The organism is Blautia sp. HCN-20427 (genome assembly GCF_037890365.1).
Taxonomy (GTDB): domain Bacteria; phylum Bacillota; class Clostridia; order Lachnospirales; family Lachnospiraceae; genus Blautia.
Map to the genome: position 1 here is coordinate 1 of NZ_JBBKBX010000014.1, position 20195 is coordinate 20195.

A 20195-nucleotide genomic window follows, 5' to 3' on the forward strand; every position below is an offset into this window, starting at 1 on the left:
AAAATCTTCGGAAGCTTTTTCCCCTTCACCTTTGGTATTAACAATGATTGTCGTTACCAGCTTCAGGATATCCTTTTCAGACCGTATATAAGCAAATGGATTGTAATGAAGGGACTTGGAAAAATTGATGGTATTCAGAACCTTAATCACATATGGCTCATGTACAACTTTTCCAGATTTATCTTTCATGATATTTCCATTCTTATCTTTCTTAGGTGGTCCCTTTGCTAACATCTTCCCGCACTCTTCAATCAAAGTGCCTTTCGGATCTGTAATGACCATGGAACAGTTCATCTGCATGACCGATGGTTTTACGAAAAAACGTGTCTTACCGGAACCACTGCCGCCGATGACCACTATATTTTTATTTCTTGCATACTTCGGCTGCTTCGGTCTGCTCTCCATGGTCAGTGCTTCTGTTGCTGTCAATGGAATGTTCATCCATGGATCTTCCGACATATAAGGCTTGATATCCTCTGCGGTTCCCCATCTGGCTGAACCATACTCGATGCCTTTCCGTAATTTCTTTGCGTCTGCCTGTTTCTGCCAAACCAACACTTTCAGAACGACTGCAACAACAATACCTGCTAGCAGATCTTTCCAATTATTGCTTAACACCAAACCAGCAAAAATCCGGTCTGCGTGTTCCATTGCATATAAAAGTTTGTTCCCCATATCTTCTCCCGGACTGTTCCGGTAAAGAAAAAATGCCCGGTCTGCATAGAAAGCAACCAGAGCATAAGGGATATTTGTAAGAACCAGTTTCTTTTTATCCAGGACGGACAGCTTACCCCCGATTTTATTCTTCCACTTCTGCATCAGAGTTTTGCCGCTTTTCTTTTTCATCGACTCTGCTCCTGATGCCGGTTCTTTACTTTGTCCTTCGTCTTCTTTGGCATCATTGCCCGGTAAGCTGCAAGACGCTTATGAATGGAAGGCTTATTCGCTTTTTGAATCTGTTTCTGGGAAAACTCACGGAAAGCAGCATTGAGGGCATCCTGATCACGTCCCTTGAAAAATACCAGATAAACCGGAGGATCTTTGCTCTTGTCTTTTTTCAGAGCATAATTGATCCCGTATTTTCTTGCATACCGTTCAAAGGACTTGATATTTTTGTCCGTGATCTCGATATTGACCATCCCGGCATTCTGTTTTGCCAGCTCTTTTACCGTGACCTTTCCCTGTTTCGGCTGATTTTTTTGTGCTTTCTTCTCTACTGATTTCTGCTTCTGATGACGCAGATACGCAACAAGAACCTTTTTCAACAGGTCAGCCGTAATCTTAGTAGCCCGAATACAGAACGTGACCGTTTTCTGAGTTACCTCTTCCTGCATGACTTTTCCCTCCTTTCAGCGATTCAACTGCTGTCCATATCTGTAATCATGGCAATCACCCCCTTTAATAAAAAAAACAGATTAACCGGTAATCAGGTTCTGCACCTGTACGAGTTTTTCTGTCCCTTCTTCTTTTCTCTTATCTTCTCCACCACAATAGATGGGAACACACAGTTCAAGTATTCTGCTGTAAATACGCTGATGGGCAGTATCTAAATCTGCCGATTTCATTTCATTCAGTCCCAGATTCGTTGTTACGATCAGCGGAAGCATTTTACAATAGCGGCTGTCTATCACATTATAGACCTGCTCCAAAGCAAACTCAGAATTTCGTTCTATTCCTAAATCATCAATAATCAGCAACGGATAATCCACAAGATTTTGTATGATCTGGTTCTTATTTGCCTGATAGCTGGTCATTTCATTTAAGATCCTGGAAAAATTCGTCATCATGACACGTTCTCCCCGTTCCAAAAGTGCATTTGCAATACAGCCTGCAAAAAAACTCTTCCCGGTTCCAACTGGTCCCATCAGAAGCAGTCCTACATTTTTTCTCTTCATATCTGTCCAGTTTTCTACATACTGCCTGGCAATTAGTATCTTCTGGTTGCTTCCATTGTCATTTTCAAATTTCCATTCCCAGAATCTTCTTTCCCGAAGTCCGACGGATTTTCTCTGATAAAGCTGCCGCTGTGCTTCTTCCCGCTGCATCTTCTCATCAAGTTCCTGCCTGGCTTTTACCTCGCATTCACACAAACAGGACACTACATGCTCAAATCCCATCAGACTAACTTTCATCTGTTTTCTTTTTCCACAGATACCACAATGAAGACATCCCTCTTCATCCAGATAATCTGTTGTTACTTTATTTTCCATCACAGGCTTTCTCCTTCCTGAAATTCATATTTATCCATTCCTGCCCTGGCTCCATCTCGTTCTGCCCAAAGACAGATTGTTGCAAAATGATTCTGATACTCTTTTCCACTGGATTTCATATAAACAGAAAGATGATCTATCCGTTTCTGGTAATCCCATGGAAATAACGTCATCAACTCCTGCAGTTCGGCTTCTGACAGGACAACATTTTTAAATCTACCATACTGACTGAATTTTTCTTCCAGAGCAGGAGTATTGCCCTTACTCTTATCAGTATGATTCTTTTCAGTCTTATTTATCTTAGTATTACTTCCATCCAGATTCTTGCAGTCCGGACTTCTATTTTTTTGCGTTCCGGACTTCCAGTTTCTTACAATCCGGATTTCCAATTCCTTGCAGTCCAGATTTCCAGTTTCTGGCGTTCCAGAAGCAAAGTATCTTACTGGCTTTCCTCTAATCCGTTTCACAAAATTTTTCACGTATATGACAGAAGGACGATTATTCCCCTGCCGATACCGTTCAATCAATCCAATCCCATGCACACTGTCAAGCTCATAAAGAAGCTTTGTCACTGTCGTATGCGACATTCGCAATAGTTCCTGCAATTCTGCGATCGTGTAAATGATATAGACATAACCATCACTATCTATCCATCCATTTTTCTTGGATAGGCTGATTCGATCAAGCAGAATTCCGTAAAGGAGCTTTGCGTCTGTGGACAGGCTTGCAAACTCTTTTTCTGTGAACAGAGCTTTTGGTATCCGAAAGAAAGAAAACTGGTCAGATTCTTCTGCTCTGAAATATTCAAAATCTGCCATAATATTTTCCTACTCTTCTACATCAAAATCACAATTTGCAGCACTGCCTGTACCATGACATAATTCATCAAGCACATAATTGAATGCATTCATAGCTTCTTCCAAATAGATTTTCCTAGCCTCTTTATCACACGCATACATATCGGCAATAAATCCTTCATCATTTCCTATTGCGTGTACCAGAGTCTCCAGAACTTTCATAAATTTCTTTTTTGAACACTTTTTATTCTGCCTGTTCACATATTGCTGAATATCCAGTACTCTATCAGCATTTTCCTCATTCTCTTCAAGAATTCCAAACGCCAGATCCATGCCAAATTCATAGCCATCACAGGAAATCTGATCAACATCAAGCTGTCCCAGCTCATCTCGATAATTTCTTTCTTCCATTGAAGTCAGTGGTGTCTCATATTCATCCAGATATCCCATATCTGCAATTGTTTCCAGAATATCTCTGGATGCTGCCACCATCTTGTCCATAATGATTTCTCTTTCTTCCATCGGCATATTTGCCATAATGCTGTCTAATGTCATCATTGATTCTTCCTCCATCTCATTTTCATAAATATCGTTGATATAAAAGTGGTTTGCCTTTCCATTGTTCGGAATGATGCGCACCAGATTTCCAATCTCCACCAGTTCCTGTACTGCCTGATCTACCCCATATCTGGTTGTATTCAGGTCTTTCTTCATTTCACTTTTTGGATAGATTACATACAAATCCCCCTTACCATCTACCCAACCATTCTGCACCGCAAATTTCAAACGATCCAGAAATAAGCTGTATAAAATCTTTGCTGTATTTGACAGATTTTTGTATTTTTCCATCTGGAACAGCACCTTCGGCACCTGCAGACAATCTACCGGCATATACTCCATCTTATTCATTGATTGTTTCCTCCTTCTGTTTGTACAGCACTTCGGCTGAATTAATATTGATTTCCAACATCCCTACAAATACCTGATAGTACAGAAGGCATATCTGTTCATCCTCTCTTGCCAGATACAATCCTTCCAGTTCATCGGACGGATGTTTCATTCCATATACTGCCTGACAGATATCATGGATTTTCTCACATTCCACACTTCTAAGATGCAGCTCCAAGGTGTGGTTAAATCTCTGCCAGTCTTCCAATTTCTGATTTACTGACATCATGCACTGGAACAGTTCCGCTGCTTCACATGCTGCTGACAGCACTACATTTTTGTTATTGATACTTCCATCGGCATTTTTCATATGCCCTACCATATACGCCTGATCTACTGAAACCATCTTTTATCCTCCTCTATCTAAACGGCATTTCTTCTTCCATGCCCTCTGGGATCTCTAAGAACCCTTCCGCATCTTCTGGAAATGGTGGTCTGTCAACCATTTTTGCACCTGCGAATTCAATCCGGTTTGCATACACTTCGGTGGTATAGATCTTTTTCCCGGTATCCTTATCTTCATAATTACCTGTGACAATCTCGCCTTCCACCATGACCTTCGTTCCCTGCATCAGATAATCTCTGGCAAATTCTGCTTTCTTTGCAAAAGCCTTTACCGGAATGAAACTGACTTCATCAGAATAATTTCTTCTGACTGCCAGAACAAACTTGGCAATCTTATGAAGTCCTTTTTCATTCTCCACTTCATTGTATCCGGGATTTCTTACCAATCGCCCGGAAATAATTGTTGTATTCATTGGCTTACCCCTCCTATGCTTTCATTGATTTGTAACAGATACCGATACATGGTCCACATTTTCCATAGGCACATCCGTAACATTCATCTTTTTCCAACTCTTCCTGCCTCATTTCATCGGCAAACATTCCTAGCAGGGTTGTATAAATCTTTTTCATTGCCAGGAACTTTTCTTCTGCTTTTTCCATTTTCTCTTTGTAAAACGGAATCAGTTCACGAAGAACTGGATGGAAACGCTCTTTTTCATCATCCCAGGCACAATTTTTCATCATGCATCGTGGTTGTTTCTCATAGCTTCCCAGATAATATGGGCAGAACGTACAACCTCTTTCTTTGATAATCTCAACCGGAATCACTGGCATCTGACTTTTGATTTCTTTTGTTACATGCTTGCTTTCAATTCGCTCTCTCATAATGAAATCCTCCAAAATTTATATTTGCAAAAGGGATTTACCCTGAATTGCCTGTTTTTAGGCACAAAAAAAGAGGCAGACTTGCGATTTTTGTTTTCGCAAGCCTGCCTCTTATCAAACTTATTTTCTATCTTTCAATGATATACCGTATAAAAACGTATATCGCTCTGATCACATACACTGGAATCATGATACTTCCGATCAATGCTCCAATGATGACACTTAATGCAGCCATACCAAGTGTTGCTGTGGTATCCATTCCTCTTGGGATTAGAATCAACCGCATTTTATGTATTCCAAATGGTAATCCGTCAATAAATATCCACCAGAACCAATCCGTCTGTCCGCTGACTTTCATAATTGTTTTTGTCATCCAAAACCAGAATACCATAAATATCAGTGGCAGAATTGATTTTTTAATTACATCTCCAATCGTCATTTCTTTTGTCCTCTTATCCAATCTGTTTATCTTCTGTACTTTAGAAATATATGCCTGATATCTTTCCATCTGGCTATCATTATATCTTATTTGCTTATCATATTCCATTCTATCATCCCCTTTGTTCTGTTTGTGCCTTCCACGAATCTAATAACTGAAATATAATTTTTTCAATTTGTTCTTTCTTATAATCTGGTGGAAAATATTTTTGCAGTTGCTTTTCTGAAAAGCTGATTTTCTGGTAATTCACTTTTGCTTCTCCTCTAAGAATTTTCTCAATATCTTCTCCAGTCAATTCTTTTTGCTGACTAAGTTCTTTCAATTTTTTTGCCTGAGATCCATTAGGCATTTTCTTTGTTGTTCCTATGAACGCCAATAATAACGACTGCTCATTGCTTTTTAAATACGATATATCTACTGCAACAGTGAATGGCAATTCATTTTTGTCTACAAACTCCAGCAAATAATTCGACAAATAGGTCAATCGTATATATCGTTTGATTGTACTCATTGTTTCCCCGACTTCTGTACCTACCATCTCAGCTGCCCATCTTTTTTTTAACTTTGGTTCAACTTGGACCAAAGTTAGATCAGTTCTTCTGCCTTGACGTTTCAGTGCTTCATACTTCATGCGGTATGCAAATGCTTTCTCACTATACAGCAGGTTTTCTCTTTGAATATTGGAATCGACCATAACTACAGTTGCTTCATCATCAGACATATCTCTGATAATAACCGGCATTGTTTTCAGTCCCAATTCTCTGCAAGCATATTTTCTTCTGTGCCCCACTACTAATTCATAATCCTTTTCCCCAGAATTTGAAGGTCTTGCAATTCCTGGCACAAGAACTCCATATTCTGAAATACTTTCAATCATTTCCTCCATTTTGTCATCCCTGAATACTTTAAACGGATGGTTCTTGAATGTATCCAGCTCGTCCAATGGAATTTCTCGCACACACTCCTGCTCCTCTGACAATCCAAACAGTGCATCTACACCTTTGAATTTTATCTTTGAAGCACTACTCTCTTTCACTGCCATCATCAATCACCTCCTCTACCAGTTTCTTATATGCTTCGGCAACACGTCCTTTGGGATCATGTTTATAAATACTTACTCCCTCAGCACTCGTCTCTGCAGCTCTTATAGAAAACGGAATTGCAGTCTCAAAAATATGGATATATTCTCCATAATTATCATGAAGTAATTCTATAATCTCTTTTGAAAAATTTGTTCTGCGATCCACCATGGTAAGTAAGATTCCGTCAATTTGAAGTTTTCGATTTATCTGCTTCCTGACTTTATATATTGTCTGCATCAACTGTTCGAGACCTTTAACCGGAAGATAATGTGCCATAACCGGGATGATAACCGAATCAGCTGCTGCAAGTGCATTTACAGTGAGCATTCCTAACGATGGCATATTATCAATCAGGATGTAATCATATTCCGGCGAAATTAACTTGATAAACTGTTTTAACACATATTCCCTGCTCATAACATTTACCAGGCTGACTTCTACCCCAGAAAGTTCAATATTTGCCGGAAGAATGTCCAATCCCTCTTCATGGTGAAGAATTCCATAACTTTCTGGTAATTCAAGACCGTTCATCTCACAATGAAGAACTGTTGCTACAGTTATTTCCAATTCATCTGGATTTTGATAACCAAGACTCTCTGTTAAGCTTCCTTGTGGATCGAAATCTATTGCCAGAACTTTATATCCTTTTTTAACGAGTCCAATTCCTAAATTCACACACGAAGTTGACTTTGCGACACCGCCTTTTTGATTGACTATTGCTATAACTTTTGCCATCTCTATTTCCTCCCAATTCGTAATGTATGTTTTGAAACTGCTTTTTCTGCCTTTTCCTGCTTCTCAGCCTGCAATGTTAAATCATGTGTCTTTATCAACAATGCCTCAAATCGTTCTTTTTCTTCTTTCTGTTCGTGTACTGTCAGATTTGTTTCCACATTTGTTTTTTGTGAAACACTCAATTTATTTCTAATATTATATGTGTCATATCTTCTTCTGATGCAATTCGCCTCTACACCAGACAGCGTAACCAGCTCTGACCAGGAAGATACTTTACACCTTCTTGCGATTGTTCCCCATGATGGCGTTTCTGGATTTCTACAAGCATCATATATTTTTGACGTTGCCGGTTGTATTCGTTCAAATTCATTTCTGAATAATTCCAGAAAATCATATTGATCATCAACACATTTTGTTCCATGACGTCCAATCCTTACATATTCGATTTCTCCATAATAATCGTTCAGAAACTCTTTTGCTGTTTTTCCAAAAAGCTTTTCAAAGACCATATGACTTGGCAATTCCTTATGACTGTCACACTCTTTTATTTTCGGCGGGACTCCACCATGCGATTCTGTCCATTCATCCAATGCTTCATATACACTGGCTACATCCCACCTATCCAATGGGGTGGAGGAATATTTTTTTAATGCCTGTATCACTTCCACTACTTCCTCCGTCTGTGGCAGACATTGTAGTAATTCAATTGCTTTTGGTATGGCTTTTCTTCTTGTCATAATTCTTGCCATAAAAAAACCTCCTTTGAATGCTCATCATCTCATTCAAGAAGGTTTCTGTCAGAAACAATTCCGAATTGTTTTCAATATCTTATCTACACTGCTATTTCAACATAAGATATCGAAATGTTTATCTGACAGCACTGATTTTTAATCTAATGCCTTTATCAGAAATCCCTTATTTTAAGGCTATTCCGGTCGTTTCCTTTATCTTACTCTATTGGCACGGCATATGTGGAAAACCGCACATCATAGGAAGTATCAAATTTGTCAATGGCCTTTAAAAGACCGATACATCCAATCTGTATCAAATCCTCCATCTCCACGCCCCGGTTCTGGAACCTTCTGGCAATGCTGTGAACCAGTCCCATATTGTTTTCTGTCAGTATCTCTCTTGCTCTCTTATCTCCCTGGTGCGCGCGCCCGATAAGGGCAAGAATCTCATCCATATAACCTCCTACTCAAAAACCGAATTCTGCCTTCCGATGATTTTTTTCATGGTTACGGATGTGCCCCTGCCCGGACAGGATTCCACCGATACTCGGTCCATAAAGGCCTCCATAAAGGCAAACCCCATACCGGAGCGGTCCTGTTCCGGCTTCGTGGTAAAAAGAGGTTCCATGGCCCTTTTCACATCCTCGATGCCTTTTCCCGTATCCCGGATAATGACTGTCAGTTCTTTATTCTGACAGAAGCACTCAATGCGGATAAGCTCTGTTTCTTTCTCGTATGCATGGACAATACAATTGGTAATGGCCTCAGACACTGCGGTTTTAATATCCGCCACCTCCTCCAAAGTAGGATTCAGTTGAGTGGCAAAGGCCGCCACAGCTATTCTGGCCAGCCCTTCATTGCAGGAACGGCTCTCCACTTCCAGCACCATTTTGTTTTTATGTTCCATTCTTCTCCCCTCCTATCGCATCTTGCGGTTCCATACCGCTTCCTGGCTGATTTCAATGTGTTTATAAATCCCGGAAAGCTGCATAATGCGCCAGATTCTATCGTTGACATGAATGGCGCTTACTGTGCCTCCGCAGCAGCTTAAAAGCCGCTTTCTTCCCATAATCATACCGATTCCCGAACTGTCCATAAAGGTTGTGGCAGAGAAATCAAAGACCAGCTGGCGGACAATCCCCTTTTCCAGCTCCTGATCCAATGTCTCTGTTATCTGCTCTGCAAAATGATGATCCAGTTCTCTGGGCACATAGACAATCAGCCGATTTCCCCGTTTTACCATGTTTTCTTCCATTCTTTCTTCCCCTTTCTGCAATCACTTTCCCTGCTGTGCCAATAGGTCTGTCTTTGTAGTTAAGAAGAAAAGGACGCATACTCTTTCGTATGCGCCCTTTTCTTCAAGGTTTCTCTGTTGTTTTCTATTCTTCGCCGTCCTGAGTTACAGGTTCTCCTGTGCTCTGCCCGGACTGGGCGTCATCATCCCCGGAGTTTCCTGCCGCCTGACCGCCGTTGGCCTGCATATAGTCTGCAGCGTCCTGGGCGGTATCGGTTCCCGGATACTCGTCTATGATTTTCTGATACCATTTGTTGGCATTTTCCGTATCGCCTTTCTTGTCATAAGCCTGAGCCAGGTTAAACATGGTATCGCTATCCTGTTCTCCGATGTTCAAAGCCTTTTCCAGATTGGAAATTGCTGTATCATAATCCCCGGATTCCATAGCAGAAGCCGCTTCATTTTCATAATTAGACTTCACGGTACTGCCGATTTCGCTCATCATACTGTCATACATACTTTTCGCCTCTACGGAAAGCGACTCTGCATTGACACCCTCTATGGCGTTGGCTGCTGTGCTGTAGCTGCCCTCCCGGTAAGCCTGCCATGCTTTTATAAGGTTTTCGTAGCCGGAAGCCTTTGTATTTGCCTGCTCAATCTGGCTTTGCGCTGTGCTGACAGAATCTGTAGAAGCGTCCATCTCTTCCTGCATGCGGTCTAACTCCGCAGACAAAGTTGCCATTTTATCGCTGTATTCCACCACCTTTTTGTTGGCTTCCTGATTGATTTTCTGGGTTTTGGCCGGCACCACCAGAAACCACAGGGCTGCGGCTCCTACCAGGAGTCCCAGAACCAGATTTACCAGAGTATTGGTAATCGACTTTTCCCGGTACTCCGGAGGCTGGATAATGGTATCATTTCCCGAACGGTAAACCACACTTCCATCCTGCTTTTCCACTTCCTTTTCCTTCATCTTAAATCTGGAATCCAGATTGGTTGCACGGCCGGTCTGTTCCTCGATTTCTCTTAAAAACCGCAGGGTGGTGGTATTGGTTTTATCAATGCGGGCTGCAGCTTTTAATCGCTTTCTTGCCTTTTCGTACTCCCCTTCCTTCATGTAAATCAACGCCAGAAGGTGGTACCCCTTAATCAGCTTGGGGTTGTTGGAAAGCACTTTTTTCAGCTGTATCTTCGCCATATCGGGATTGTCATCTCTGCAGTATTCCAGACACTGATTATACTTTTTAATACTGGTGTTAATCATATCCAGACGGTTGGCGTTCTTCTGCAGTTTATCAATATACCCGGAAGCAGGATTTCCCTCAGGCATCATATTTTTGCTGATAACCCACTGGCTTAAAGCTGCCACTACTTCCCCCGTTTCAAAATAAACCAGTCCCAGCAGATTTCTGGCCTGAATATTCAGCTTATTCATTTTCAGACTTCGCTTCAGACAGGTAATGGCTCCTGACAAATCCCGAATCTGGGCTTTTTCCAACCCCTGATTATAATACAGACCGGACAGGGCATAGACCTTTTTCAAGGCCTTCACATTGCACCCGCACTTTGGGCAATAGTCCGAAGCCGTCAGTTGTGCATGACATACAATACAATTCATAATCTTCTCCTATTTATCCGAAGTGCTTTCGTTCTCTTTCAGCATTTCTTTCAGAACATCTATGACGTCTGTCAAATCCTGTTGGTAAATGGCCCCTTCTGCGTCGTCCACATCAAGACAGGGCTGGAATTTCTTCAGTTCTTCCTCATAATTTATCATGTATATTCCTCCTTACATAATCCTTAATCTCCCCCGCCAGATACAGTGAACCTGCCACAAACAACAGGCCGTCTCCCTTCTTTTCATAAGCCAGTTCGAAGGCTTTCCCCGGATTTGGCTCTACAAACACCTGACTGCAGCCGTTTAAGCGGAACAGTTCTGCCAGTTCCTTTGCAGACTGCTTTCTGCTGCCCCAGATTTCCGTAGTTACCACATTGGCAAACTGCAGGCCTTTGCAGACTCTCTTTATCATATCGGGAAATTCCTTGTCCGCCACAGTAGAAAATAACAGAGTAATCGGATACTCCTTCTGGAAATAAGACACGGTTTCCACAAATCTGGCGATACCGTCTTCGTTATGTGCGCCGTCTACAATGACGCCCGGAAGAATGGTCTCCATGCGCCCCTGCCATTTTGCGCCGCCAATGCCTTTTATCAGAGTTTCTTTTTCCAGACCATGCTCCTCTCTCAGCACGCCCATGGTTTCCAGTGCCAGTGCCGCATTCATCATCTGGTATCTGGCAATAAATGGAACGAAAAGCTCTGTTTCGCCATAAACCCCGGAAGCAGACAAAAAGCGAATTCCCTCCGGTGTGTAATTCAGCAGCTTCTGCCGGCTTTCCTTCACCTCATACCAGGGACAGCCCAGTTCTTCCGCTCTGGCTTTTATCACCTCTGCCGCCTCTTTCCGGTTGCCGTCAAAAATGACAGGTACTCCTTTTTTCATAATACCCGCTTTCTCTCCTGCAATTTTCTCAATGGTGTCGCCCAGATATTCCACATGGTCCAGACTGATGGATGTAATCACGCAGGCCATGGGAGAAAGCACGGAATTGGTGGCATCCAGCCTTCCGCCCAGTCCGGTTTCCAGAACAATGTAATCCACATCCTCCTGTTTAAACACAATCATTCCCATCAGAAACAGAAATTCAAAATAGGTGGGGTGATAATCCCCCTCCTCTACCAGACGGTCAGCCAGATTCTTTACTTCCGTAAATGCCTCTGTAAATCTCTGGTCTGAAATCATGACTTCATTAATCTGAAACCGTTCATTGATTTTCACCAGATGAGGGGAGGTAAAAAGGCCGCAGCGAAATCCTCCCTGTTCCAGCATGGAGGACAGAAAAGCACAGACGCTTCCCTTTCCGTTGGTTCCCGCTACATGAATAATTTTTCTATCTTTATCAGGACTGCCCAGAAGGTCCAGACATTTCCTGGTGTGCTCTAATTTATTTTTCGTTGTAAATTTCGGTATATTCTCAATATAAGCCACTGCTTCTTCGTATGTAAACAAGATAGTTCCTCCTGTCTTTTGCCTCTAATGCAAAGTACCACTTCACTGTAATGGAGCGCCATACCCTTCGGTACGGTCACTTACCATTATAATGAAGTGGTGACAATATGCAAGCAAATTATGTCGGTTTGCTAAAAAGTTTTTCGCTTTATTCTTCCTTTTCCGTCTGGCTCTCTTCTGTCACTTCCGTCTCCGGCTCTTCGGTGCGGATGGGTTCCAGGACAGCCTGGTTACTGCCCTCTGCGGGCTCATGATAAATATATTTCTCTGTTCTCGTGAGAACTCTGTGGGTGGAACTGTTGCTTCGGATGGCAATATCCACCGTATCGTTTTCCTTCAGTTCTGTATCCAGAAGCAGCAGCGTATTCTCATCTACAAAGTTGGCTGCCACCAGTTCGCCGTTGACCTCCAAAAAGGCCGACTGGGTCAGGTTTTTACCCTTGATATAATACTGTCCGTCGGAAATTTTCTCTATGCTGTCAAGCTGTGCATCTTCCACACCCAGATGCATTTTCACCCGTTCAAAAGGATTTTTGCCTCCGTAGACATACTTCTCTCCATACAGAATGTCATACTGCAGCATTTCCAAATCCACCTGATAATTCTTAGTATTTCTTCTGGCTTGATGGAAGCGGAATACATTGCCCTCGTGAATGCCTACCCGGTCCATGACCTCTGCGGCCATCTGATAAGCGGCCAGGTTTTTATCTTGCTTCTCCAGCCCCATGTTATCCCAGATAACATACTCGGTCTGGAAAAGGTATTTATTCTTCACATCCGTAACGGTCAGTCCCATGGTGGGCAGATGGTCGCCGTACATAACCAGCACCACATCTTCGTCCAGCTTGGACAGTTCATCGGTCAGTTCTTTTATAAACTGGTCCATTTCATAAATCTGGTTGCAGTAATACTCCCATTTATAATTTTCTGCCTGACTGCTGGCGCCGCTGACCGTAATCTTGGGATTTTCCAACACAGGTTCTTCCGGATAATCCCCATGTCCCTGCACAGAAATGGTATACACGTAATCCGGCCCTTCTGTAGACTCCATGGCCTGCAGGATATACTTGGTCAGGTTATGGTCTCTCACCCAGTCATTGGGATTCGTATCGTCCTGTTCTGACATATACTCCTCAGACGTAAAACTGTCAAAGCCAAGATTGGCAAATACATTTTTTCTTCCGTAGAAGTTCGCCTCATTATTATGAATGGCATGGGTTCCATATCCCAGACTTTTCAGCACGTACGCTGCGCTCTCACAGGTGGTTTCCTTCAAAATACTCTTGTAGGGATATTCTCCTGGTCCGAAATAGCGCATACTCATGCCGGTAATGGATTCAAACTCCGTATTTGCCGTACCGGCTCCTACGGAAGGAACCTTAAAATACCCCGAAGAATATTCCTGCATAAGTTTGCGGAAATTAGGAATAGGATCTTCGGAAATATTCAGATACTCCACCAGTTCCGGGTCAAAAAAGGATTCCAACTGCAAAAACAGAATATTGGGTCTTTTCTCTCCCGTTTCCGGCAGACTTTCCTCGCTTTTCACAATGTTTTCCACAGCTTCTTCTGAATAATCTCTTGGAAGCCCAATCCCTGTATTGAAAACTGTAGTAGCCAGACAGTACGGATATCCATAATCTTCATAAGCAAAGGCGATATTTCCGAAATAATTCGATAACACCCTTTTTTCCAGCGCCAGCTTCGTAGTACCTGCAAAAGCAGCAATTCCCACGGCAATCAGAGGAATATTCAGCTTATAACGCATTTTCCCCTGATATCTGGGTCCTTTGAAAAACAGGATAATGAGCCCGATAACTGCCAGCACTGCCACAATGACCACTACCACGAAAAAGAAAGGGGACAGATATCTGTCCGCAATCTGAAACGCATCGGTAATCAAATGCAAATCCGGCCCCGTAAACGGAGTTACACGGTTGCTCAACAGTACACCGTTAATAATCCCCAGCCCCATCCAGAAGATAAAAAGAATGGTTCTCCAGAATACTCTTCTTCTGAACAGGTACACAATCAGCGTTGTTGTAAAAATTAAAAAGGCATTATAAAGGAACACCAGAGGGCGTTCCTTCATAAAATCCACGGCTTTCCAGAGGGAATGTCTGGAAATTGCCTCGATAAAGAAGTATCCGATGCAGACGGCCAGCATCTGCAGCGGAACGGAAAACATATTAAGATACTCAATACTTAATATCTTTCTGGTTTCTTTCATAGCGTTCTTCTCCTTAATCAGGGCTGAAGCTGTGCAAGTCTTAACTTCACCTGTTCCATCATATTGGTATAACGCTCTAATTTCTCGCGTTCTTCGGCTACCTTGCTTTCCGGTGCCTTACTGATGAAACGTTCATTCTTCAGCATACCATTTACGCGCGCAAGCTCTTTTTCCAGTTTTTCCTCTTCTTTTTTCAGTCTTTCGATTTCCTTCTCAATATCCACCAGTTCGGCAAAAGGCATGTAAATCACAGCTTCTGAGGTCACTGCAGACACCGCGTCGTCTGCAATGCCTGTCTTGTCTGCCTGTACCAGCACTTCGCTGGCATAACCAAGAGAGGCAAAGAAAACTTTTCCGTTTTCAAATACTTCTCTTACCCCTTCATTTTCAGACACTACATAAACTTTTGCTTTCTTGCTTGGCGGTACATTCATGCCTGTGCGGACATTACGGATACTTCTTACCGCCTCTTTCATCATTTCCACAGCTTCTTCGTCTGCTGTGAAATTCCATGCTTCTGTAAATTCCGGCCAGGAAGAAATCATAATGGATTCTTCTTCCGGACACAAAGTGCAGAAAATTTCCTCTGTGATAAACGGCATGTATGGGTGCAGCAGTTTTAATGCATTGGCCAGAACCGTCTTCAAAGTCCACAGAGCCGCGGCTTTTGTGGTGTCTTCTTCGCTGTAAAGACGGGGTTTCACCATTTCAATATACCAGTCACAGAATTCCTCCCAGATGAAGTCGTAAACCTTCTGTACGGCAATACCCAGTTCGTATTTGTCCAGATTCTCTGTCACATCTTTGGCCAGTGTATTGACTTTGGAGAGAATCCACTTGTCTGCGCCGGTCAGTACAGATAAATCAATGTCTGCCGGAATCTCTGCTTTTTCCAGGTTCATCATAATAAATCTGGAGGCATTCCATACCTTATTGGCAAAGTTTCTGCTGGCTTCGACCCTCTCCCAGTAGAAACGCATGTCGTTTCCAGGCGCATTTCCTGTCATCAGAGTCAGACGCAGGGCGTCGGCGCCGTATTTGTCGATGACTTCCAGCGGGTCAATGCCGTTTCCAAGGGATTTGCTCATCTTGCGCCCCTGGGAATCTCTTACCAGACCATGAATCAGCACATGATGGAACGGTGTCTTTCCTGTCTGTTCCAGACCGGAGAATACCATACGGATAACCCAGAAGAAAATAATATCATATCCGGTTACCAGTACGTCTGTCGGATAGAAGTAATCCAGTTCCTCTGTGTTTTCCGGCCAGCCAAGGGTAGAGAAGGGCCACAGTGCAGAGGAGAACCAGGTATCCAGGGTATCCTCGTCCTGATGCAGGTGGGTGCAGCCGCATTTTGGGCATTTTTCCGGCATTTCTCCTGCCACAACAGTCTCCCCGCATTCCTCGCAGTAGTAGGCCGGGATTCTGTGTCCCCACCAGAGCTGACGGGAAATACACCAGTCTCTGATATTTTCCAGCCAGTGCATATAAATCTTGTCAAAACGCTCCGGCACAAATTTCAGATTACCGTCCTGTAAAGTCTGAATAGCCGCTTCGCCCATTTCCTTCATGCGGACAAACCACTGCGGTTTAATCATAGGTTCTACCGTAGTCTTACAGCGGTCATGGGTTCCTACGCTATGGGAATGAGGAACTACTTTCACCAGAAGTCCCAGCTCCTTTAAGTCCTCTACCATGGCCTTTCTGGCTTCGTAGCGGTCCATACCTGCGTATTTGCCGCCCAGTTCATTGATGGTAGCGTCATCGTTCATGATATTGATTTCCGGAAGGTTGTGTCTCTTTCCTACCTCAAAGTCATTGGGGTCATGGGCCGGAGTAATCTTCACACAGCCGGTTCCGAATTCTTTGTCTACATATTCGTCTGCCACAACCGGAATTTCTCTCTCTGTCAGCGGCAGCTTCAGCATTTTGCCTACCAGGTCTTTGTAACGCTCGTCTTCCGGATTTACCGCGACTGCAGTATCTCCTAAAAGGGTTTCCGGACGTGTGGTTGCGATTTCTACGAATTTTCCTTCTTCGCCCACTACCGGATAATTGATGTGCCAGAAAAATCCGTCCTGGTCCTCATGCTCTACCTCTGCGTCAGAAATAGAGGTCTGACATACCGGACACCAGTTGATGATTCTGGAGCCTTTGTAAATATAGCCTTTTTCGTACAGTTTGATGAAAACTTCCTGCACCGCTTTGGAACAGCCCTCGTCCATGGTAAAACGCTCTCTGTCCCAGTCTGCGGAAGCACCCAGTTTCTTCAGCTGGTTGATAATTTTTCCGCCGTACTCTTCTTTCCATTCCCAGGCATGTTTTAAAAATTCTTCTCTTCCGATTTCGTTCTTGTCAATACCCTGCTCTTTCAGCTTCTCGATTACCTTTACCTCAGTGGCAATAGCTGCATGGTCGGTTCCCGGCTGCCAGAGGGCTTCGTATCCCTGCATTCTCTTAAAACGGATGAGAATATCCTGCATGGTTTCATCCAGGGCATGTCCCATGTGCAGCTGTCCCGTAACGTTTGGCGGGGGCATAACAATGGTAAATGGTTTTTTGTCTCTGTTTACCTGGGCATGGAAGTATTTGTTGTCCAGCCATTTCTGGTAAATACGGTCTTCCAGCCCTTTCGGGTCATAAGTTTTTGCAAGTTCTTTGCTCATAGTTCCTCCTCTTTGCGGTTATTGGAGACTGCTTTGGAATTTTCTGCAAACAAAAAGCCCCTCCATAACCATCTTTCAAAAAATAGTTACAAAGGGCGACTGTCATCGCGGTACCACCTTTATTTATCACTCTGAAGTCCCTTAACGCAGACGACGCGTGGAAACCTACCAAACCCTTTTCTCTACTTTTTTCTGTATCAAGCCGATTCTTCAGTTCCCCGGTTCAAAAGCTACCTTCCGTCTCTTCCCTCCCAGACAATCTTTCAGCCGGTGAATTGTCCTCTCTGCCGGTTTCCAAGACGTACTCCTCTTTCTCATCACCTTTTTCTGAAAAATATCATAAGCACAAAGCCCGTCTTTGTCAAGACGGGAAATTCTAAAATCTTTCTAATCTTCCTGCTTTCTTCTTACTTTCCATGTTCAATTTCTGTGCATTGTGTTACAATGAGCGGAGAAAAATAAAATCTATATAAAGTGCTTTTACTTTATATTCAGGAGGTAACCATATGAGCAAAACAAAAAAAATCCTGAAAGCCGTGGGGATTCTGCTTTTATTTGCAGTAATTCTGCTGATTATCGGCATTGTCTGGCTGACCATTCGGGAATACCGTCCAAAAGCCGTGGAAACGCTGACTCCCCCTTCCGGCGTCCGTACGATTTCCAATGAAGATACCTTCCGCGTGATGACCTTTAACACAGGGTACGCAGGACTGGATAAAACCGAAGATTTCTTCATGGACGGCGGTCATGAAGTACAGCCGGACAGTCAGGAACAGGTAGAGGACAACTTAAAGGGCATTGGGGAAATTCTCTCTGCCAATCCTGCAGATGCCTATTTTCTGCAGGAAGTAGACACCGATTCCAAACGCTCTTATCATCTGAATGAAGAAACGTATTACGAAAATATCCTGGACATGGACGGTGTGCTGGCTTACAACTTTAAATGCGATTTTGTTCCCTATCCCCTGCCACCTATCGGAAAGGTAAACAGCGGAATTTTAACGCTTACGGATTTACATACTTCTTCCGCTTCCAGAATCTCTCTGCCGGAATCCTTCTCCTGGCCGGTGAAAACCTGCAATCTGAAACGGTGTATGCTGGAGACCCGTATTCCTTTAAAGGGTACCGAGGCTGAACTGGTTCTGATTAATTTCCACCTGGAAGCCTATGACAGTGGGGAGGGCAAAGCAGCCCAGAGCAAAATGCTGGCAGAAAAACTGGCTCAGGAATACGCTGCGGGAAATTATGTCATTGCAGGAGGCGACTTTAACCAGACGTTTGAAGGCATGGATACCTATCCCATACACAACAGCGAAAGCTGGGTTCCCGGCACTATCGGTCAGGACGACCTTCCGGAACATTTTTCTTTTGCCACCGATGACAGCTATCCTACCTGCCGCCTGTTAAACGCCCCCTATACCGGCTCTTACGAAACTTCTCAGGTGTATGTTCTGGACGGCTTTATTGTGTCTGATAATTTAAACGTTTCTGATGTTTCTGTTGTCAATACGGATTTCGCCTACACAGACCATCAGCCTGTTATGCTGGAAGTGGAGTTCCAATAGGAACTCCACTTCTTTTCGTCTCTCTTTAATTTTTTATGCAAATAATTTCTCTGCCACCTGAATCAGATATTCCGTGTCTTTCACCCCTACTGTTTCATAAGGAGAGTGCATAGCAAGCTGCGGCAAGCCAATATCTACTGCATTCAATGCCACTTTCGTGTTAGAAATATTTCCCAGTGTGGAACCGCCCAAAATATCAGAACGGTTGGTAAAGGTCTGACAGGGAACTTCCGCCTGCTGGCACAAATCCTTAAACATGGCTGCTGAAACGCCGTCTGTGCAGTATTTCTGGTTTGCGCTGTATTTGATAACAATACCTTCGTTTAAGTACGGGCGGTTTACCGGGTCCGCCTTTTCTGTATAATTTGGATGAACTGCATGGGCATTGTCCGCAGATACCATAAAGCTGCCTGCCAGATATCTGAGGTAATCCTCATAATCCCCTCCCAGAGCCCGGTTAACGCGCACCAGCACATCATACAGGAAGGTAGACGCTGCCCCCTGCTTCGTACCGCTTCCTACTTCCTCATTGTCCAGTACACAGTGTACCCCCATATATTCCTGCTTCTCTCCTGCCAGGAATCCCTTTAAGGAAGAAAAGGCACACTGCAAATCATCCAGTCGTCCTATGGAAACATATTCCTCATTTGCTCCCCAGATACTTCCCTTTTCTCTGTTATACAGGAACAAATCATGTCCCAGAATATCCTCTGCTTTTACACCCGCTGCTTCGGCTACCGTCTTCATAAACGTATCCTTTGCCGCAATATCACCGAAAAGAGGCAGTAAATCCTTCTGTGCATTGTACTTGTATCCATCATTCACTTCCCGATTCATATGAATCGCCAGGTTTGGAATCATGAGTAAATCTCTGTCTACGTCTACCAGTCTTGTCACCAGTTTTCCGTTTTCTTTCGCAATAATACGTCCTGCCACAGACAACGGTCTGTCAAACCATGGGGCGCAAATCATACCGCCATACCGCTCCACATTCAGCTTTACATACTTGTTGTCCACAGTCATTTCCGGATTTTCTTTCATTTTAAAGCTGGGAGAATCGCTGTGACTTGCCATAATGCGGAAGCCTTTCATCTCTCCTTCGGGTACAGCCAGGGCAATGAGCGAAGAGTCATTTCTGGTAACAAAATATTTTCCACCCTTTTGTACTGTCCATTTATCCGTTTCCTTTAATTCCACATAGCCTGCCTTTTCCAGTTCTTCCTTCATGACCGCTACTGCATGAAAGCAGGTCGGGCTTTTCTCAATAAACTGAATCAATTCTTTTGCTGTTTCTTTATACATCTTTCTACCTCCTGA

The 20195-nt window shown here is 43.3% G+C and carries 21 protein-coding genes, 1 pseudogene and 1 other annotated feature; of the genes and pseudogenes, 1 reads left to right on the forward strand and 21 read right to left on the reverse strand.

All coding sequences use genetic code 11. The annotated features are described in order from the left end of the window. The 20 genes and pseudogenes from WKT17_RS09690 to WKT17_RS09785 all read right to left on the reverse strand — a co-directional run. Positions 1–846: type IV secretory system conjugative DNA transfer family protein (locus tag WKT17_RS09690; RefSeq protein WP_340272574.1), on the reverse strand; the 846-nt coding region annotated here is incomplete at its 3' end. Continuing rightward, positions 843–1334: a PcfB family protein gene (locus WKT17_RS09695; protein WP_008371518.1), complete on the reverse strand. Its 492-nt coding sequence runs from the start codon at positions 1332–1334 to the stop codon at positions 843–845. The genes WKT17_RS09695 and WKT17_RS09690, both read right to left, overlap by 4 nt. An 81-nt stretch (positions 1335–1415) precedes the next feature. After that, positions 1416–2210, reverse strand: coding sequence for an ATP-binding protein (locus WKT17_RS09700; protein ID WP_340272576.1), 795 nt, complete (start codon positions 2208–2210; stop codon positions 1416–1418). Further along, on the reverse strand, positions 2210–3028 hold the full coding sequence (locus WKT17_RS09705) for a replication initiator protein A (RefSeq protein WP_340272578.1): 819 nt from the start codon (positions 3026–3028) through the stop codon (positions 2210–2212). The genes WKT17_RS09700 and WKT17_RS09705 overlap by 1 nt, the downstream gene beginning before the upstream one ends. A 9-nt stretch (positions 3029–3037) precedes the next feature. Further along, positions 3038–3916, reverse strand: coding sequence for a replication initiator protein A (locus tag WKT17_RS09710; protein WP_227081559.1), 879 nt, complete (start codon positions 3914–3916; stop codon positions 3038–3040). Next, positions 3909–4301 (reverse strand): hypothetical protein, encoded by a 393-nt coding sequence (locus WKT17_RS09715; protein WP_144362987.1) that lies wholly within the window; start codon positions 4299–4301, stop codon positions 3909–3911. The genes WKT17_RS09710 and WKT17_RS09715 overlap by 8 nt, the downstream gene beginning before the upstream one ends. Before the next feature lie 13 nt (positions 4302–4314). Then, complete coding sequence (locus WKT17_RS09720) at positions 4315–4713, reverse strand: single-stranded DNA-binding protein (RefSeq protein WP_027090287.1); 399 nt, start codon at positions 4711–4713, stop codon at positions 4315–4317. A 13-nt stretch (positions 4714–4726) separates the two neighbouring features. Further along, the gene (locus WKT17_RS09725) at positions 4727–5125 is read right to left on the reverse strand and encodes a hypothetical protein (RefSeq protein ID WP_055180639.1); all 399 of its coding nucleotides are present in this window, start codon (positions 5123–5125) and stop codon (positions 4727–4729) included. Positions 5126–5252: 127 nt separating this feature from the next. Further along, on the reverse strand, positions 5253–5672 hold the full coding sequence (locus tag WKT17_RS09730) for a DUF6050 family protein (protein ID WP_288937434.1): 420 nt from the start codon (positions 5670–5672) through the stop codon (positions 5253–5255). Between the two features lie 4 nt (positions 5673–5676). After that, positions 5677–6609 carry a ParB/RepB/Spo0J family partition protein gene (locus WKT17_RS09735; RefSeq protein ID WP_288937433.1) on the reverse strand — a complete coding sequence of 311 codons (933 nt, stop codon included), beginning with the start codon at positions 6607–6609 and terminating at the stop codon, positions 5677–5679. After that, positions 6587–7381, reverse strand: a complete 795-nt coding sequence (locus WKT17_RS09740) for a ParA family protein (RefSeq protein ID WP_288937432.1) — start codon at positions 7379–7381, stop codon at positions 6587–6589. The genes WKT17_RS09735 and WKT17_RS09740 overlap by 23 nt, the downstream gene beginning before the upstream one ends. Before the next feature lie 2 nt (positions 7382–7383). Then, on the reverse strand, positions 7384–8130 hold the full coding sequence (locus WKT17_RS09745) for a hypothetical protein (RefSeq protein WP_055180644.1): 747 nt from the start codon (positions 8128–8130) through the stop codon (positions 7384–7386). A gap of 206 nt (positions 8131–8336) precedes the next feature. After that, positions 8337–8567 (reverse strand): annotated as a pseudogene (locus WKT17_RS09750) (sigma-70 family RNA polymerase sigma factor); the annotation flags it as partial. Between the two features lie 8 nt (positions 8568–8575). Then, a complete protein-coding gene (gene spoIIAB / locus WKT17_RS09755) occupies positions 8576–9019 on the reverse strand; it encodes an anti-sigma F factor (RefSeq protein ID WP_173748206.1) in 444 nt (147 codons plus the stop codon). 12 nt (positions 9020–9031) lie between these two features. Further along, positions 9032–9367 (reverse strand): STAS domain-containing protein, encoded by a 336-nt coding sequence (locus tag WKT17_RS09760; protein WP_173748204.1) that lies wholly within the window; start codon positions 9365–9367, stop codon positions 9032–9034. 124 nt (positions 9368–9491) lie between these two features. Continuing rightward, positions 9492–10964, reverse strand: coding sequence for a tetratricopeptide repeat protein (locus tag WKT17_RS09765; RefSeq protein ID WP_340272601.1), 1473 nt, complete (start codon positions 10962–10964; stop codon positions 9492–9494). Between the two features lie 9 nt (positions 10965–10973). Then, the gene (locus WKT17_RS09770) at positions 10974–11123 is read right to left on the reverse strand and encodes a hypothetical protein (RefSeq protein WP_173748188.1); all 150 of its coding nucleotides are present in this window, start codon (positions 11121–11123) and stop codon (positions 10974–10976) included. Further along, the gene (locus WKT17_RS09775; RefSeq protein ID WP_291682551.1) at positions 11110–12417 is read right to left on the reverse strand and encodes a bifunctional folylpolyglutamate synthase/dihydrofolate synthase; all 1308 of its coding nucleotides are present in this window, start codon (positions 12415–12417) and stop codon (positions 11110–11112) included. The genes WKT17_RS09770 and WKT17_RS09775 overlap by 14 nt, the downstream gene beginning before the upstream one ends. Positions 12418–12565: 148 nt before the next feature. Then, positions 12566–14647, reverse strand: a complete 2082-nt coding sequence (locus tag WKT17_RS09780; protein WP_340272605.1) for an LTA synthase family protein — start codon at positions 14645–14647, stop codon at positions 12566–12568. 17 nt (positions 14648–14664) lie between these two features. Continuing rightward, on the reverse strand, positions 14665–17313 hold the full coding sequence (locus WKT17_RS09785) for a valine--tRNA ligase (RefSeq protein ID WP_340272607.1): 2649 nt from the start codon (positions 17311–17313) through the stop codon (positions 14665–14667). Between the two features lie 88 nt (positions 17314–17401). Further along, positions 17402–17640 (reverse strand) — a binding site (T-box leader). A gap of 179 nt (positions 17641–17819) precedes the next feature. Here WKT17_RS09785 and WKT17_RS09790 point away from each other — a divergent pair. Then, positions 17820–18878, forward strand: coding sequence for an endonuclease/exonuclease/phosphatase family protein (locus WKT17_RS09790; protein ID WP_173748174.1), 1059 nt, complete (start codon positions 17820–17822; stop codon positions 18876–18878). Positions 18879–18911: 33 nt separating this feature from the next. Here the strand turns inward: WKT17_RS09790 and WKT17_RS09795 are convergent, their stop codons facing one another. Continuing rightward, positions 18912–20180: a M18 family aminopeptidase gene (locus tag WKT17_RS09795; RefSeq protein WP_340272610.1), complete on the reverse strand. Its 1269-nt coding sequence runs from the start codon at positions 20178–20180 to the stop codon at positions 18912–18914. Between the last annotated feature and the right edge of the window lie 15 nt (positions 20181–20195).